This is a genomic window from Novosphingobium oxfordense (assembly GCF_044029435.1).
In the GTDB taxonomy this organism is placed as follows: domain Bacteria; phylum Pseudomonadota; class Alphaproteobacteria; order Sphingomonadales; family Sphingomonadaceae; genus Novosphingobium.
On the sequence record NZ_CP147008.1, the window covers coordinates 140,306 to 156,587 of the forward strand.

General features: G+C 64.2%; 15 protein-coding genes. 7 read left to right on the forward strand and 8 right to left on the reverse strand.

What is annotated here, in order from left to right; all coding sequences use genetic code 11:
* Positions 1-49 precede the first annotated feature (49 nt).
* The 6 genes from WBP07_RS23665 to WBP07_RS23690 all read left to right on the forward strand — a co-directional run bounded on the left by WBP07_RS23665 (position 50) and on the right by WBP07_RS23690 (position 8,049).
* Positions 50-2,614 (forward strand): TonB-dependent receptor, encoded by a 2,565-nt coding sequence (locus WBP07_RS23665; RefSeq protein WP_395397531.1) that lies wholly within the window; start codon positions 50-52, stop codon positions 2,612-2,614.
* Positions 2,615-2,645: 31 nt separating this feature from the next.
* Positions 2,646-3,902: a histidine-type phosphatase gene (locus WBP07_RS23670; RefSeq protein ID WP_395397532.1), complete on the forward strand. Its 1,257-nt coding sequence runs from the start codon at positions 2,646-2,648 to the stop codon at positions 3,900-3,902.
* Positions 3,903-4,051: 149 nt separating this feature from the next.
* Positions 4,052-4,198, forward strand: a complete 147-nt coding sequence (locus WBP07_RS23675) for a hypothetical protein (protein WP_395397533.1) — start codon at positions 4,052-4,054, stop codon at positions 4,196-4,198.
* Positions 4,199-4,229: 31 nt separating this feature from the next.
* Positions 4,230-4,973, forward strand: a complete 744-nt coding sequence (locus WBP07_RS23680; protein WP_395397534.1) for a dienelactone hydrolase family protein — start codon at positions 4,230-4,232, stop codon at positions 4,971-4,973.
* Positions 4,974-5,107: 134 nt separating this feature from the next.
* Complete coding sequence (locus WBP07_RS23685; RefSeq protein ID WP_395397535.1) at positions 5,108-6,517, forward strand: DUF4139 domain-containing protein; 1,410 nt, start codon at positions 5,108-5,110, stop codon at positions 6,515-6,517.
* The gene (locus WBP07_RS23690) at positions 6,517-8,049 is read left to right on the forward strand and encodes a DUF4139 domain-containing protein (RefSeq protein WP_395397536.1); all 1,533 of its coding nucleotides are present in this window, start codon (positions 6,517-6,519) and stop codon (positions 8,047-8,049) included. Before WBP07_RS23685 ends, WBP07_RS23690 begins: the two co-directional genes overlap by 1 nt.
* 113 nt (positions 8,050-8,162) lie before the next feature.
* On the opposite strand, the gene WBP07_RS23695 is transcribed toward WBP07_RS23690, so the two are convergent.
* The 5 genes from WBP07_RS23695 to WBP07_RS23715 all read right to left on the reverse strand — a co-directional run bounded on the left by WBP07_RS23695 (position 8,163) and on the right by WBP07_RS23715 (position 11,091).
* On the reverse strand, positions 8,163-8,363 hold the full coding sequence (locus WBP07_RS23695; RefSeq protein ID WP_395397537.1) for a hypothetical protein: 201 nt from the start codon (positions 8,361-8,363) through the stop codon (positions 8,163-8,165).
* A gap of 112 nt (positions 8,364-8,475) precedes the next feature.
* Positions 8,476-9,687, reverse strand: a complete 1,212-nt coding sequence (locus WBP07_RS23700; protein WP_395397538.1) for an MFS transporter — start codon at positions 9,685-9,687, stop codon at positions 8,476-8,478.
* 14 nt (positions 9,688-9,701) lie between these two features.
* On the reverse strand, positions 9,702-10,031 hold the full coding sequence (locus tag WBP07_RS23705) for a hypothetical protein (protein WP_395397539.1): 330 nt from the start codon (positions 10,029-10,031) through the stop codon (positions 9,702-9,704).
* A gap of 1 nt (position 10,032) precedes the next feature.
* Entirely contained in the window at positions 10,033-10,596 is a 564-nt protein-coding gene (locus WBP07_RS23710) for a cysteine hydrolase family protein (protein WP_395397540.1), read from the reverse strand.
* Between the two features lie 30 nt (positions 10,597-10,626).
* Positions 10,627-11,091, reverse strand: coding sequence for a MarR family winged helix-turn-helix transcriptional regulator (locus tag WBP07_RS23715; RefSeq protein WP_395397541.1), 465 nt, complete (start codon positions 11,089-11,091; stop codon positions 10,627-10,629).
* A gap of 303 nt (positions 11,092-11,394) precedes the next feature.
* Here WBP07_RS23715 and WBP07_RS23720 point away from each other — a divergent pair, with 303 nt between their 5' ends.
* The gene (locus tag WBP07_RS23720; RefSeq protein WP_395397542.1) at positions 11,395-11,829 is read left to right on the forward strand and encodes a hypothetical protein; all 435 of its coding nucleotides are present in this window, start codon (positions 11,395-11,397) and stop codon (positions 11,827-11,829) included.
* Between the two features lie 109 nt (positions 11,830-11,938).
* Here WBP07_RS23720 and WBP07_RS23725 read toward each other — a convergent pair whose 3' ends face one another.
* The 3 genes from WBP07_RS23725 to WBP07_RS23735 are packed head-to-tail and all read right to left on the reverse strand — an operon-like array spanning position 11,939 to position 16,234.
* Positions 11,939-12,898, reverse strand: a complete 960-nt coding sequence (locus WBP07_RS23725; RefSeq protein ID WP_395397543.1) for a hypothetical protein — start codon at positions 12,896-12,898, stop codon at positions 11,939-11,941.
* Entirely contained in the window at positions 12,895-15,450 is a 2,556-nt protein-coding gene (locus WBP07_RS23730; RefSeq protein WP_395397544.1) for a fimbria/pilus outer membrane usher protein, read from the reverse strand. Before WBP07_RS23730 ends, WBP07_RS23725 begins: the two co-directional genes overlap by 4 nt.
* 4 nt (positions 15,451-15,454) lie before the next feature.
* Positions 15,455-16,234, reverse strand: a complete 780-nt coding sequence (locus tag WBP07_RS23735; protein WP_395397545.1) for a molecular chaperone — start codon at positions 16,232-16,234, stop codon at positions 15,455-15,457.
* Positions 16,235-16,282: the final 48 nt, after the last annotated feature.

Here is a 16,282-nt window from a genome sequence, read left to right on the forward strand (position 1 = left end):
ACCGTCAGCAGGGGCCGCTCGCCAACACGGTTCAGGGACAAGAAAATTCATGTCGCTCTCGCATGCCCCGCTTCTCCACCGCGCATCCATCCTTCCCCTCATCGCTGTCGCCATGGCGAGCCTGGCCGCACCCGCATGGGCCGAAGACGCCCCAGCTAGCGCCGAAGCCGGTGCCGACGCCGATACGGACACCATCATCGTCACCGGCGATCTTGCCGCGCAGCGCAAGGCGATCACCGACAAGCGCGACGCCTTCAACACGGTGGAAACGCTTCAGGCCAACGACGTGGGCAAGCTGCCCGACCAGAACGTTGCCGAAGCGCTGAAGCGCCTGCCGGGCCTCTCCGTGGCCAATGACCAGGGCGAGGGCCGCTACGTCATCATTCGCGGCATCGATCCCAACCTCGTCAACGTCACGCTGAACGGCCAGACCCTTCCCGCGCCGGAGCCGGACGGCCGCGTGGTGAAGCTGGACGACCTTCCCTCGGCCATGATCCAGTCGATCTCGGTCTCCAAGTCGGTGCTGCCCAATCAGGACGCCAACGCGATCGGCGGCTCGGTAGACATCAAGACCAAGACCGCGTTCGACAGCAGCAAGCCGTTCTTCTTCGACGCGCGCGGCTCGATCGGCTACTACGGCATGAACCACAAGGCGCCGTTTGAGCTGGACGGCACCGTAGGCGGACGCTTCGGCGCCGGGGAACAGTTCGGCGCGGTCGTCTCCGTCAACTATTCCCGCCGCCCGCTGGAATCAGAGAACTATCAGGCCACCGAAGACTATACGACCTACAACGGCACGCCTGCCGGCAACGGCCTGCGCGATTACAACCTGGTGCGCGAACGCCTGGGCGTGGTCGGCAACTTCGACTGGCATCCCACGGATACCGTGAAGCTTTACCTGCGTACCAGCTATTCGAAGTTCTCCGATAACGAAACGCGCGACCAGAACCGCCTGGCGGTCACCTCCGTCAGCAATACCGGCGCCCTTGCCGGCACCGCCACGATCCTGGTCCGCCACCGCGAGGAGGATGACAACACCAAGTCCGCCACCCTCGGCGGCCAGTTCGACGAAGTGGCCGGCGGCACGCTGGAAATGTCCGGCGGCTGGACTCGCGCAACCAAGAACGACCCGGTCCGCAGCGAATTTACGTTCACCGCGCCCAAGGGCAAGACCGCGATCGACTACGACGGATCGACCGATCCCTATACCATGGTACCCAGCGATTCCTCGCTGTTCTCCACGCCTTCTGCCTTCGCGTTCAGCAAGTATAACTTCGAACATCGCCACGCCTACGAAGAGCTCTGGCAGGGTCGGATCGACTACAGCCATCCCATTGCCCTGGGCGACGATTCCACGTTCGCCATCGGCGCCAAGTACATCGACCGCCACAAGGCGGACGATCACGACAAGACCGATTACAAGTCGACCAAGACCGCCTGGACGCTTGATCAGGGCGGCGGCTATACCGGTGACGACAGCTTCTACGACGGCATGTTCAATTTCGGCACGCGCATCGATTACGACGCTGCGCGCGCTTACCTCGCCGCCAACTCCGCCGTCTCCGCCGTGGACACCGCAGGTACGCTGTCGGACAGCCTTGCCAGCGACTACGACGTGCGCGAGAAGATCACCGCAGGCTACGTCATGGCGACGCTGCACTTCGGCGGGCTGACCCTTGTACCCGGCGTGCGCATCGAACACACCGAAGACGATACCAAGGCCAAGGCCGTCGATGCGAACTCCACGCTGGACGAAGGCTTCAACGTCTTTGGCCACCAGAGCTACACCGACGTATTCCCGGGCATCAATGCCAAGTACGACTTCGGCAACAACCTTGTGGCGCGCGCTGCCGTCACCACCTCGATCGGCCGCCCGAACTACCCCGACCTCGCGCCCTACGTGGTGGTAGAGGACGACACGGTGCCCAATATCTCGATGGGCAATCCCAGCCTCAAGGCGCTCAAGGCAGTCAATTACGACGCCTCGCTCGAATACTACCCGACGCCGGGCGCGATATTCTCGGCCGGCGCGTTCCACAAGTCGATCGACAACCCGATCTACGGCTACAGCACGCGCCAGACCGACGTCACCATCGCCAATGTGCTCTACGACACGGCCGACGTATCCACGCCGATCAATGCCGACAAGGAACAGCTCACCGGCGTCGAGTTCAATGCGCAGATGCAGTTCGTGATGCTGCCGGGCTTCTGGAGCGGCTTCGGCATCTCGGCCAACTACACCCACGTATGGGGCCATGCCGATGCCTCGTTCGTGCGCGACGGCAACATTCCGCTGATCTACCAATCGAAGAACGTCGCCAATGCCCAGATCTTCTATGAGAAGTACGGATTCGGCGCACGCCTGGCGCTCAACTACCGCTCGGCCTATCTCGATACGCTGGGGGCAGATGCCTCTACCGACGAGTATACCGACGGCAATGCCCAGCTCGACCTGCATGTGAGCTACCAGATCACGCCGCAGTTCACCGTGTTCGGGGATGCGACCAACCTGACCGACGCGCCGTGGCGGCGTTATGTCGGCGTCAAGCAGCAGCTGGTCGAGCGTGAGCGGTACGATTCCCAATACCGCGTGGGCGTGCAGCTGCACTTCTGATCGGGCAAAGGTTGTGGCAGGAGCGATTACGATGATGAACAAGGTCCTCACCGGCGTCGCTCTTGCCGCGCTTGCCGCTCCGCTAGCGGCGGCCAGCGCCGAGAAACCGCCAGAAAGAACGGATGGGTCCGGCCTGACCGTGGACCACGTCGTGCTGGTGATGCGCCACGGTGTGCGCCCGCCGACCAAAGATCCGGCGATGCCGGCGGGAACCGCCAGGGGGGACTGGCCCCGCTGGCCGGTCAATCCAGGCTGGCTCACCCCGCACGGCGCCGAAGCGATTGCCGGGCTTGGTATCTCCGACGCCCGCGCCTTTCGCAGCGCCGGACTTCTGCCGGAGGGGGAATGCCCCGCGACCGGAACCGTACATGTCGTGGCGGATAGCGACCAGCGCACCATCGCCACGGCGGCGGCTTGGCTGGAGGCGCTGGCGCCGCATTGCGGGCTGACTGCCGAACACCGCCCTCAGGACGAACAGGATCCGCTGTTCTCTCCCATCGAGGCGGGCAAAGTTGCATGGAATCCGGCGAATGCCGACGCCGCCGTCGCGCGCGCCGCAGGCCCCGGCGGCCTTGCCGCGCATGACGCACGGGAACGGGCGCTTGCAATGCGGCTGGACCGCGTGCTCTGCGGGGCGCAGGCGGCTTCCGCCCAGGAAACTTGCGGAATTTCTGCAGCGGCCAGCGCTTTCAAGCCTGCCACGCCGGGCGGGCGCCCGAAGCTTTCCGGCATGCTGGACAAGGCATCGACCGCCGCGCAAGTCCTGCTGCTGGAATTTGCCGAAGGCAAGCCGATGGATCAGGTCGGCTGGGGACGCACCAGCGCGGCGGACATTGCGGCGTTTTCCCGCTTCCACGCGCTGGAGTTCGAACTTCTCGCCCGGCCCCGCCCGGTCGCGGCGGCCAATTTCTCCGGCCTTGCCCCGATCGTGGAGCAAGGCCTCTCGGGCCCGGCGCGGATCACGATGATTTCCGGGCACGACACCAATGTCGCCAACCTCGGCGGCCTGCTGAGCGTGCACTGGCAGATCCCCGGCTTCGCGACGGACGATCCGGCGCCCGGCGGCGCCATCGTAATCGAAAGCCTGCACGATCGGGCGGGACGGAACTTCATCCGCCTGTCCTATCGCGCGCAGACGCTGGCCGGCATTCGGGCCGGGGGCATGCACGCCGCCAACGAAGTCCGCCGCGTATCCCTGACCGCGGAAGGATGCTCGGTGCCGGGCCATCCGGGGTTCTGCACGCCGGAGCAGTTCAAGCGCCTACTGGCGATGCCAGACCACCCGTAAGTCCGATCTCCCTGCCTGCCGGTCCGGCGCGATCGATTGAGCGCCGTGGCCATGTCCGATATCCTTCCCGCAACGCAAACGCGATGAGAGGGAATTCGGTGCGAAAACCGGGAACACTGCGCGGTGTGCTGTTGATATTGCCCGCAGGCTTGATGCTGGCTGCCAATGCAAGCCTGCCGCCGCCCGCGGCGAAAGTTGCAGATCACGCCGTGGAATGGCGCGGCCCCACCAAGCTGTGGATCCTCTGCCTGGTCTCTTTCGAAACACGTGGCCGGCCCTATATCGCGTTCCGATAAGCCCCCCCCCCCCCGAAAAGGATATCGCCTGATGGCCCAAGAAACTGTTTCCATCGAAACCGCCGACGGCACTTGCACGACTTACGTTCTGACACCGGAGGGTGAGGGGCCGTGGCCGGCAGTCATCTACTACATGGATGCCTTCGCCATCCGACCAGCGGTGTTCGAAATGGCCCGAAATCTGACCGATGCCGGCTATCTGGTGCTGCTGCCAGACCTGTTCTATCGGCATGGCGCCTACGACACGCTGGTGCCCAAGGAAATCTTCGCCGCCAATGCCTTTGCCACGGATGTGGCGCCGCTGATGGCATCGACCGACAACCACAAGGCAGGCCGCATCGATACGGCTGCCCTGATCGCCTATCTCGACACGCGCAGCGACGTGAAGGGCAGCAAGATCGGCACAGTGGGCTTCTGCATGGGCGGCGGAATGGCGATTGCCGCAGCGGGGTTCTTCCCCGACCGGGTGGCGGCGGCCGTCAGCTTCCACGGCGGCAATCTGGCCACCGACAAGGAGGTCAGCCCGCACTTGCTCGCGCCGCAGATCAAGGCGGAATTGCTGGTTCTGGGTGCCGAGAACGACCATTCCTATCCCGTCGAAATGGCCGAGAGGCTGGAGGCGGCATTGAACGATGCCGGTGTGACGCACACTTGCAAGATCTACGAAGGCGCGGCGCACGGCTGGACCAAGCCCGATTTTCCGATCTTCAACCCGGAAGCGACGGAACGCGGTTGGGGTGAGGCCCTGGCATTGTTCGATCGCTATCTGAAGTAAGCGTGGCAAATGCGCTCATCACCAATCCGGTGGTGAGCGCATTGCGATCCCCGTTCGAAATTACTGAATTAAGCTGGCTTTCCGCGTCACGCCTCGACACAATGCGGATGCGACAAGGCCAGGGGGACAATTCGATGCGCAAGAGGTTTTTCGGCTGGGCGGCTCTGCTCGCGTCTGCCTCCACCCCGCTGATTGCGCAGGAAGCGCCTGTTCCCGGAGCGCCGACGGCGCAGGGCGATCTTTCGGTCACCATCTACAACAACGATGTCGCACTGGTGCAGGACATCCGGGTGCTGAACCTTGCCAACGGCCGGGTCCGGCAGGACTTCCCCGACGTCAGCGCCCAGATCCGCCCCGCGACGGTATCGCTTACCGTGCCCGATGCGGCGATCCTGGAACAGAACTTCGATTACGATCTGCTCTCGCCCTCCAGTCTGATGGAAAAGTCCCTGGGGGACACGATCACGCTGGTCCGCACCAATCCTGCCACCGGCGCCGAAACGCGCGAACGATCGCGCGTCCTAGCCGTCAACGGCGGTGTCGTGCTCGAGGTCGGCGGACATATCGAGGTGCTGCGCGACGACGGCCTGCCGGTTCGCGCCGTGTTCGACCGCGTGCCGGAATCGCTACGCGCGCGGCCGACGCTTTCGGTTACGCTGGCCAGCACGCGGTCGGGATCCCGCCCGGCAACGCTCTCCTACCTGAGCGGCGGACTGCGCTGGAGCGCGGACTACGTCGCTCTGTTCGACGAAAAGAACGGCAAGATCGACGTGCAGGGTTGGATCACGCTGCAGAACAACAGCGGCACCACCTTCACCAACGCCAAGACTCTGCTTGTGGCCGGGGACGTCGGCAGCAGCAATGACGGCAATGCCTATATGCCGCAACCACGCCGGGCCACGCGCACCCAGCCCGGCTCTGAAAGCGCCGATCGCGAACAGCTGGGCGACTTCTACCTTTATCCCTTGGCCGAGCGGACGACGATCGCCGACAGGCAGACCAAGCAGGTCAGTTTCCTGGATGCGAAGGGCGTTGCGGCCAGTTCGGGCTTTCGCTTCGAGAATGGCTGGCTGAACAGCTTGGACAATGCGCGCAGCGCGCAATCCGTGCTCAATTTCGCCAATTCCGGTGCGGGCGGCCTGGGCGACGCCCTGCCCGCCGGCACCGTGCGCGTCTATGTGCGTGACGCCCGCGGGCAGCCGCAATTCATCGGTGAAAACTCCATCGACCACACGCCGCAGGGATCGATCATCGCGCTGCCCACCGGCGATGCTTTCGACGTGAAAGTGCAACCGGTCATGGTCTCGCGCACGAAGATCAGTGGCGATCGCTGGCGCACGCAGATGCGCTATCGCCTTACCAATGCGCGTTCACGCGGCGCGACCGTGGAACTGGTGCAAAGCGGGCTGGACTGGGCGGATACGCGAATTACGGAAGAAAACCGCAAGAGCGAGCGCCGCGATGCCGGCACCGCCGTCTGGCAGGTGCCGGTGCCGCCAAATGGGGAAGCGGTAGTCACCGCCACATTCGACACCCGCTACTGATGTCCTGGCTTCGTCTCGCAGGCCTGCTGGCTGCGGCGATGGCGGGCATGCCGGCGATGCTTGCCGCGCAAGAGACGCGCGTGGTCGTCTCGGCCGCGCCGGAGCACGTGGCCCTGACCGTCTATCGCGAGCGCTACGGAAAGGGCGAGATCGACCGCGCCAATCCGCGCGGCTTCGCGATGATTACGGAGACGCGTAAGGTGCGGCTGCCGCGCGGCCGTGCGGAATTGCGCTTCGAAGGCGTGGCAGAGGGCATCATTCCCGTCAGCGCGGTGATCGAGGGATTGCCCGGCGGCACGATCGAGAAGAACCGCGACGCGCGCCTGCTCTCCCCAGCCTCGCTGGTCGACGGGACGCTGGGCCGCGAAGTGACGATTACCCGCACCGACAGGGCGACCGGTCGCACGGTGAGCGAGGAGGCAACGATCATCGCCGGGCCGCAATCGGGCGTCGTCCTGCGGACGCCATCCGGGATCGAGACGCTGCGATGCTCGGGCCTCCCGGAAAAGCTGGCGTTCGGTTCCGTCCCCTCCGGCCTGTCCAGCAAGCCGGTCTTGAGCGTGACGACAGACAGTCCCTCGGCCCGTACGGTCACTGTGCGGCTCAGCTATCTTGCCTCGGGCTTCGACTGGCGGGCCAGCTACGTCGCGACGCAAGGAGCGGACGGGCAAACCCTCAACCTGTTCGCCTGGCTGACGCTGGCGAATGGCAATGGGGAAACCTTCCAACAGGCCGAAGTCAATGCCGTGGCGGGCCGTCTCAACCGCGTCGAAACGCCCCGGTGGCGAGCGGCGATCTCCAGGCTCGCGCTCTCCTGCTACCCACTCGGAACGACGACTTCCAACCTGAAGGCGCGCAATGCGCCGGACCAGGAAATTCTTGTAACTGCGCGCCGTCGGTTCGAGGTGATCCCACCGCCGCCGATGGCTGCACCGGCGCCTCCGCCACCACCGCCCCCGCCTCCCCCTCCCCCACCGCCGGAAGACCTTGGCGATCTCAAGATGTACCGGGTGCAGCAGCGCGTGAACGTGGCCCCGCACGCTCAGAAACAGGTTGCGCTCCTCTCCCGCGAAAACGTGCATTTTGAGCGCCGCTACCGCCGCGCGGTCTTTCCCTGGCAAATGCTGGATGCCGCACCGACGGCGATTGTGCTGGTGCTGCACAATGAAAGCGCAGCCGGGCTCGGCCTTGCGCTGCCACAGGGCACGACCGCGCTCTATGCAGAAGGGCCACGGGGGCGACAGCTTCTCGGCCTGGGTGCGCTGACCGACCGTACGGAGGGCGAGACTTTTCGTTTGTCAGCCGGCACCAGCACTCAGGTGATAGTCAGCCAGAAATCGGCCGGCGGGCGGGATCGGTCCCTTGGTATCACCAATGCCAACGCCTTCCCGGTCGTCGTGGAAATCCCCATCGGCTCGGCAGGCGATAAAATCGTCGCGCAGAACGAGCCGCTACTCACTGTCGACGGCGTTGCGACATGGTCGCGGACACTGGCGCCCGGTGAGAACGCCGAATTACGCTACACGTATTAACGGCGTTACCCCAATCCATCGATGCCCCATTCCGGGTCCATCAGGCCGCCGTCCCCCACGCGCACTTTTAAAAAGAGCGCACAAGACGCGGCAGCCTGCGTCCGGCGGCCGGCTTATACCTTGGGCGTCACCCAAACTTCGACGGGCGTGATGAACTTGCCCGGAGCAGGCTTGCCGACATGCACGCGATCTGCGGTGACCTGCTCGCCGGTTGAAAGATGAAAGGTTACCCACGGCTTCGGCATACGCTCGAACTTCATCTTCTGAATGACTTGGCCGGTGGTGGTGTTCATGATCTGGGCGATAATACTCATGCGCGGGCCGCTAGCGCCGATTGCGCGAGGGCGTCCATGCCCCAGATCCAGTTATCCAGCGATTAGGCTTGGCTCCCCTGCCCGGCAGGCGATCGTTGCCCGCACGCCGAAGTCAGGCCGGACTGCGCATCCCGGATGACTTGCGCGTTATCAGCAGCAGCCCCACGATCGCCGCCGCGAAGCCGGACGCGGCGCCCACGCCCAAGGCAAAGCGCGGGCCGAAACTGTCCGCCACCCACCCCACGATCGGCGCGCCGATCGGCGTTCCTCCCAGGGCGACGCCCACGCGCAGCGCCATCACGCGCCCGCGCATGGCCGGCTCTGTCGAAAGCTGCATCAGCACGTTGGATGCATTGGTGAAGGTGAGCGCCGCGACACCCGTCACCACCAGCGCCGCCGCGAATGCCCAGTACCACGGCGCGATCGCGGCAAGGCTGCACCCCACTCCAAACGCTGCGGCGCCCGCCAGCAATGCGTTGAACCGGGCCTTCTCGCGGCTGGCGGCAACCAGCGCGCCCGCCATCGTACCCAGCGCCATGCAGGAAGAAAGCACGCCGTACTGAAGCGCATCGGCATGGAAGATCCGCACTGCCATGACCGAGATGAAGATCGGAAAATTCAGCCCGAACGTGCCGATCAGGAAGAGCATGATGAGGATCGCCTTCAGATCCTCCCGCCCCAGGACGTAGCGCAAGCCTGCGGTAAAGCTGCCGCGCTGCCGCTGGGCACGCGGCTGCCGGTGCAGTTCAGCCGTTCGCAGCAGCATCAGCGAAACAAGGACGCCGATGAACGAGGTGCCATTCAACAGGAAGGCCCAGCCCGTTCCCACCCCGGCAATGACGATCCCCGCGACCGCCGGGCCGACCATGCGCGCGGCATTGAACGATGTGGAATTGAGCGCCACCGCATTGGGCAGATCCGCGTCGCCTACCAGTTCGGCAACGAAGGTCTGCCGCACCGGTGCGTCGAATGCCGCCGCGCTGCCGAACAGGAAGGCGAAGACGTAGACGTGCCACAGTTGCACCAGCCCGGTAACCGTCAAAACGCCCAGAGCCAGCGCCAGAATGCCCATCGCCGCCTGGGTCAGCAGCAGCACCTTGCGCTGGTTGAAGTGATCCGCGACATAGCCCGTCCAGGGCAGAAGCAGCATCTGCGGGCCGAACTGCAAGGCCATCACCACGCCCACCGCCGATGCGCTGTGATGCGTCAATTGCGTCAGCACCAGCCAGTCCTGCGCGGTGCGCTGCACCCAGGTTCCGATATTGGATACGAAGGCGCCGCCCACCCAGATCCGGTAGTTGAAGCTCTGCAGCGACCTGAACATGCGAAAACTTCCGGTCATGGGCGTTCCGGTTCGTTCCCGCCGTGGAAGCGACCGAAATGCCCGGCCGCGAAAAGTGCCAGCAGCACTATTCCTACTCCCAATGCCAACGCATGAAGCCCGTTGCGCAAGTCGAACGCCCCGACGCGGCAGACCAGGAAATAGGCCGCGACAAGATTGGCAAAGCCCCAGATCACATTGGTGCGTGCAGAGGAAAGCCCCTCCCCCGGTGGCTTTGCAAACGGGCTCTGGAATGCGCGCCCCATCATGCCTGCGGCCAGATGGGGCAGGCAGTTCGCCAGAAAGGCGCCGCCGAAGACATAGGAGAGAAGATGCAGCCCGTTCATGTCAGCACGCCCTTGCAGCCAATAGTTCGACGATCGCTTCGGTCGTCCCGGTTTCGCCCAGCCGTGGAAATAGCGCTTCGATGCTGTAGTCGTGCGCCCGCTGGCGGGAATCTGTCATCGCGTCGATCGCCAGCGTCACGTTGAAACCCAGTTCGTAGGCTTGCCGTGCCGTCGCATCCACGCCGGTTCCGGTGGCGACGCCGGCAACGACGACCTGGGTTACGCCCAAGGCCTTCAGCCGTTCATCCAGCCCGGTGCCGGTGAAGGCACCCCAAGTCCGCTTGGTCACGACGATGTCGTCCGGATGCTGGCCCAGTTCCGGCAGGAAATCGGCAAACCCATCCGGAAACGCATCGCCTCCGCGTCCGGGTTGCTCGGTCCGCCCCGGCGCCCGGCCTGTCGCGTTGACCAATACGACTGGAAGCTCCCGAGCACGAAACGCCGCGATCAAGGCGGCGGCGCGCTGCACGACCGGCTCGATGGGATGGATGAAGGGATAGTCCATCAGTCCCTTCTGCAAATCCACAACGATCAGCGCCGTGACGGGGTCCAGTACAGTCAGCATCGAATGTCCATTCGTTTCGGCAGCGAAATCTCAATCGTCGACAAGGCGTTTCAGCAGGGCGAGTGCGGTGGCCAGAACCTCCTGCTCCTCCGTGTCCAGCCGTGCGTGAATGGTCCGCGCAAGCCAGTCCTGCCGGGCCGCGCGTCCTTCCTGCATCCAGTTGCGGCAATTCTCGCTCAGGGACAGGATCGTGCGGCGGCCATCGGCGGGATCGGGCGTGCCGATCACCATTCCCGCCTCTTCAAGCGCGGAAATCACCGCGCCCATCGATTGCGGCCGCATGCCCTCCGCACGGGCAAGATCGGATGTCGTCGCCGGTCCGTGCTTTTCCAGCCGAAGCAATACGGAGGTTTGGGAAGGCGTCAGGTCGCCCGCTCCCGCCTGTTCGCGCAGGCGGCGCTTCATCCGGCCGACCAGCAAGCGCAGATCCTGCGCCAGCCTGGCGGCCGAGGAATCCATGTCAGGCGCCGCAAGATCGTACCGCTTGTCGTCCATGCCGGCGAGATAGGAGATGTGAAGGTAACCTTCAAAGGTTATCTGCACAACTGTCGATGCAAAAAATGGAATGGGAACAGAACCACGCGTGAAGAGTTGCCGGAAAGTTATCCGGCTGCGGCAAGCCCTGGCCGCCGCATCGATTTCGATGCAGCGAGCATCGCCGGTGTCCGCCGATAGTCGAAATGCCCGGGCCGCCTAGAAAAGCCGAACTACGGGAAAATAGCTAAGATCGCTTAACCATGCCATTTAACCGCAGTTTAGCCGGCATGGGCGATTGTCAGCTTCATCAGGAGGCTCGATATGTCCAGGTCCGGAATGAAGTGCGGCGCTTTGGTTGGCGCATTGCTGCTCGGTTTCGCAACGTCTGCCAATGCCTACGATGGCGCGTCTATCTCGATCTCGGGACGCGTGCCCACCGTCTGCCAGGTGAGCGTCGCAGGCTCGCGGATGCAAGCCCTCCAGACTGGGGCCAACGATCTGGGCGTCATGCACGAACTGTGTAACGACATCTCTGGCTACACCGTCACGCTTTACCATCCCGCCGGGCTGATCGACGCCTGGGTGGACGTGGGCGGCGTTCGCGTGCCGATTTCGCCGAATGAAACGCACACGGTCATCGTCGATAACCGCATGCCGGCCTATCGCGAACAGCCGCTGCGCCTAGTCCTCAACCAGACGCCGGACGAGTCGATGAACCTCAGCCTCGAAGCGGAACCCAAGGGCGCCGTCTTCTAAAGCAGTTTCCGATCCGATTGCATCGGAACTGCTCTAAGATTTTGGTTTGCGGCGTTTTCCGAGTCATCAGGTGATTCCACCCGATTAGAAAACGCTCTAACGACGCCGATCAGGGCCTCGTTGCCGAGCATCCGTCTCCGCCGGCCAGGCCAAGGCGCGGCGAAAAGGTCAGGGTAACCACGTCCGCGTACTGTCCCGCAGGAAGGCGCCGGATGTCTGCCGCGGCAAGTTCGACCTGGACGTTATGGTTCCGGCCACCCGGTGCCGGGGTCTGGCTACACGCGATCGTCGACTGGTTCGAAACCGGAAATCCCGAAATTTTGAGCGCATAGGGCAATGCCGCGTCGTCATTGTCGAAGCGCTTCATGGCCCCACGCTCCTGCGCGACGCGAATCTCGTAAGGTACGGTCGACTGCGCCGTGACAGCCAGCCCGCGCGTGACGTTTCCGCCGGTGCCGTCGATATCGCCGAAATCGATCCGCCCGCGCTGATTGCCGACGGAGCCCACGAACGTGGCAATCCGCTCAGGCACGGTCAGGTCGACCGCAACCTGGCTACCCAACTGCATACCGCGATCGATCTCGTCCCGGCCCGCCATGCAGGCGAAGCGCACCTCCAGCGGCTGGTAATAGTGCCCCGCGACAATGCCCTGCCCGGCCGGAATCTGGATGCGGAAGCTTTCGTTCACATTGTCGCCGGTCGATCGCTGGCCGAATTCGATCAGAGCGCCATTCGTGGCGTTCGGCTGTTCGGCGCCGGAAACGAGCACGTTGCGGCCGGTGTCGCGAACCCAGCGAATGTCGTAGCGCACCGATTCGTTGCGCCCGAAAGCGGCGCCCCGGTTGATCGCGCCCGGGTTCGCCAGAACCATCCGCACGCCCGTAATCCGGGGGGCCAGACGGCGCACGTGAATGGTGAAGGTGCGTTCCACCTCGGAGCGGTTGAACGGATCGTAGTCCACGGTCAATTCGCTGGTCGATGCCCGGAAATCCGCACAGGCGGCGCGCGCAGCCTGAGGCGCGGCCAAAGCGAGGATGCCGCAGGACAGAAGAGTGGCGGCGATCTTCATGGGGTTCCCTCCGGCTTCAATGCGCCGCTGCGTTGCAGGGCGGCGCCTGTGGATGACGTCACGTCGATTATATAGACGAGCGTGCCCTCGTCCGTGGGCATTTCAATGCGCCATTTGCCCGCGCGCAGGCCCTGCACGGCAAAGCGGCCGGCGCGGTTCGTGAACATCTCCACCGGTTTGCGATCCGGCGCAGCAAGTTCGGTTACCCGGCCACCCACCAGCGCAAGCGGCGTGCCGTCGGGCTTGAGCAGCTGGCCGGTGTAAGTGACGAAGTAGTCCGACCCGATCTCGATCAGGTGGCCGGAACGGTACGGCGGGCGGAACTGGATGACGCCGGTGCCCACATCGTATCCGGCCGGAGCGTCCGGCACGTCGTACGTCAGCAAGCGCGGTGAATAGGCGGTCAATTGCGGCATGACCGCACCGCCGAACGTCCCCGATTTCGCCATGTAGTCATCCTGGCGCGGATCGAGATAGACGGCCTTGCCATCCAGCGAGGCATGCGGCTTGACGATCGCGAAACTGTCGTAGATCGGGCGCGAGAGCGCGAAGCTGCCGCCCGCGAAGGCCAGCGAGAACGCCGTCCGCACCGAAGTGCGCTGATCCACGATCGTGCCGCTGTTCGAGAACGAGGTGTAATGCGCCGCGCCCACTTCGGCGCGATTGGTCAGCACGTTCACCGCGGCGTTGACGCCCACCGAATCCTCGACACGATCGATGTTGGCAGAGGCGTTGTACGAACCCACGCCGGTCCCGCTGGAGCGTTGGTAGCTCAGTCGCGCACGATCGTTCTGCGTATCGAAATCGGCATTGACGCTGGAGCTGCGATCGAAGCGATAGATCAACGAAAGCCGCGCGCCGGGGCCATTGCCGCGTTCGTTGCGCTCGTAGAAACCCTCCGCCGTCAGCAATATCCGCTGATTGGGACGCCACCCGTAAGTGGCGCTTGCGGTCACCTGATCCTTCTTCCCCGACCGACCGACGGAATAGAAACCATCCAGGCTGAAGTAGTTGTTGGCATCCAGCGACTGCGAATAGGTCGCCCCGATTTCCAGCGAATAGGGGTTGCTTGCGGTAAGACTGTCCGGCAGCGAGAAATTCTTGCTCGTTGCCTGGATTGAGCCGGTGAGCGAACGGGAATTGCCCGCCTTCCCCACACGCGAGAATTCATAGCCGATATTGATCGCGTAGCCGTTGCCGATCGAAGTATTGTGCGATCCGGCGGCGTTCAGCGACAGCGTTCCGATCGGCGAGGCCCAGACCACTTCGGCACCGCCCACGCCGCCGCGCTGCTGTGCCTGGAAGTTGGCGCCGACGGTCAATTCCTCGGTCAAGCCATGGCGGAAGAAGCCCGAGGCAATCGGATCGTTCGTATAGTGCCGCCCACCGGTGGTGAACGGTGCCTTCACGCCGGCGTAGAGGCCGAACTCGCTGATCCCGGCGGCCAGCAGGGTGCGATCGAAGTTGATCGAGAACGAGATCACGTTCTCCCGGCCGCTATCGTCGCGCACCAGAAGCTGCACGTTGTTCGACCCTTGCGCGAACGGGAAATCGCCAATGTCGTAAGTGCCGGGATTGAGGCGGGTCACCTGCACCGACTGGCCGTTGACGATGGTCTCGACCGTCGACGCGCGCGTCAGGGTGAACGAGCGCTGGCCGCGCGGCTGGATGTTGCGCTGCGGATCAAGGTCCGCATAGACGCGCGACATCGACAGGCCGGCCATCGGGCTGGTGCCGGAAAAACCACGCGCGACCGGCTCCAGATCGCCGGCGGTATAGCGCGCCAGATGGCGCTCGTCGTCATAGACGATGCGGGTGCCTTCGCGGCGGAAGCTGTCCTGGATGCTGCCTTCGTTCTCCAGGACGAAGCCCTTCACCCGCACCGCGCTGTCATAGACGATGTTCGGCGTCTGGAAGCCGGTGTTGTCGCCCTTGTGCACGTAGTCGCTGTTGACGAAGGCCGTGAGATAGGCGGACACGTCCTCTGCCGGCTGGACCGGCCCCGCCACGGACTCATAACCGCTCATGACGTGGATCGACTGACGCTGGCGCATCGTCGGATCGAGATCCAGCTTCAGACCAAGGCTGGCCGTGTCGTAAGTGAGCTTCAGGCCCAGCCCTGCCAGATCGCCGGTCGCGACCTGCTTCTTGCCCTCCAGACTGGCGGAAATGCGGTTCCAGTCGTTGGTGGAAAGCACACTGCGCAGCAGGTCGAGCAGTTCCTGCGTATCGACCAGAATGCGGTCGTCTGCCGTTAGCGTGTAGGAGACCTCGCCCAGCACGAAACCATTGTCGGACAGCGGCCCGCCCATGGGGATATCGCGTCCGGTCGCATTGAGGCGCTGGCCGCCGAACGTCGGCGTCGGAGTCGAGGTGCCATCCGCAGAGGTCTTGCGCGCAAAGGGCGTGACTGCCGGCTGCACTGGGTCATCCGCCGCCGCAGCCTTATCCGCCGATTCCGGGACAAAATTGCCGTCGGCCGGAGCCGCAAGGGCGCTCAGCGGCGCCAGTCCCGCCAAGCCCAGCAGGTAAAGAGAGGTCCTTTGCGCCACAGCGTCATTTGCTTCCGGACGGGTTCAGCTCGACCGACAAGGTGCCCGCACTGTCCGGCAACACCACGTTCATCGGCAGCACCCGGCTGGCTTTCGCCGGCACAAGGCCCAGCCCCATGCTGTCGCGAATTTCCTCGGGCTCGAAAGTCTTGCGATAGGCTTCTGTACCGTCGCCGCGACGCTCGATCACGGTCATGCGATTGCTGGCGACATAGCCGTAAGTCGCCCCCTCGTTGGCGATCGTCACCACGGGCTGGGGCTTTCCGGTCGCGTCCTGGCCGATCTTGGCCTCCACGACCTTGAACGACGGCTTGGCATCACCGCCGCCGACGCTGACGAGCACCTTGAAGCGATGGAGCACCTGAATGGTATTCTGCGCGGCCGCCATGGCCACCGGCAACTGGGCGATCGTCACATAGAAGTGCTCGCTCTCGCCCGGCTTCGGATCACCCACCCACTGGATGCGGAAGGCCTGCGTCTGGTTGCCGGCCAGCGTGGCCTGGCTGGGAAATACGAGAATATCGTCGTTTTCCTCATCCTCGGCTTCACGCAACTGTCCGTCCACGATGTGAACCGGATGAACCGTGACTTCGACTGGGACGGGATCCGGGAAGGTATTCTGCAAGGTGACAACGGCCGAGGCTTGGCGGCCGACGGTCTGCAGGTCGACCACCACCGGCTGCACGTTGAGAGCCAGGACGGGGCTGGCGCTTGCCAGCAATGCGATTGCGGTCAGCCACGGACGCACGGCGCGGCGCGTAAAGCGTGAAGTCATCTTGCTCATCTGAAATTGCCTGAACAAAAAAGGGTGGAGGCGGGCCGAGGCCCGCCT

Coding starts and splice junctions, on each gene's coding strand:
- WBP07_RS23705 (WP_395397539.1), bottom strand. CDS start 10,031: ATGAACGGGCTGCATCTTCTCTCCTATGTCTTCGGCGGCGCCTTTCTG.
- WBP07_RS23735 (WP_395397545.1), bottom strand. CDS start 16,234: ATGAGCAAGATGACTTCACGCTTTACGCGCCGCGCCGTGCGTCCGTGG.
- WBP07_RS23710 (WP_395397540.1), bottom strand. CDS start 10,596: ATGCTGACTGTACTGGACCCCGTCACGGCGCTGATCGTTGTGGATTTG.
- WBP07_RS23680 (WP_395397534.1), top strand. CDS start 4,230: ATGGCCCAAGAAACTGTTTCCATCGAAACCGCCGACGGCACTTGCACG.
- WBP07_RS23685 (WP_395397535.1), top strand. CDS start 5,108: ATGCGCAAGAGGTTTTTCGGCTGGGCGGCTCTGCTCGCGTCTGCCTCC.
- WBP07_RS23700 (WP_395397538.1), bottom strand. CDS start 9,687: ATGTTCAGGTCGCTGCAGAGCTTCAACTACCGGATCTGGGTGGGCGGC.
- WBP07_RS23665 (WP_395397531.1), top strand. CDS start 50: ATGTCGCTCTCGCATGCCCCGCTTCTCCACCGCGCATCCATCCTTCCC.
- WBP07_RS23695 (WP_395397537.1), bottom strand. CDS start 8,363: ATGAGTATTATCGCCCAGATCATGAACACCACCACCGGCCAAGTCATT.
- WBP07_RS23670 (WP_395397532.1), top strand. CDS start 2,646: ATGATGAACAAGGTCCTCACCGGCGTCGCTCTTGCCGCGCTTGCCGCT.
- WBP07_RS23725 (WP_395397543.1), bottom strand. CDS start 12,898: ATGAAGATCGCCGCCACTCTTCTGTCCTGCGGCATCCTCGCTTTGGCC.
- WBP07_RS23720 (WP_395397542.1), top strand. CDS start 11,395: ATGTCCAGGTCCGGAATGAAGTGCGGCGCTTTGGTTGGCGCATTGCTG.
- WBP07_RS23690 (WP_395397536.1), top strand. CDS start 6,517: ATGTCCTGGCTTCGTCTCGCAGGCCTGCTGGCTGCGGCGATGGCGGGC.
- WBP07_RS23715 (WP_395397541.1), bottom strand. CDS start 11,091: ATGGACGACAAGCGGTACGATCTTGCGGCGCCTGACATGGATTCCTCG.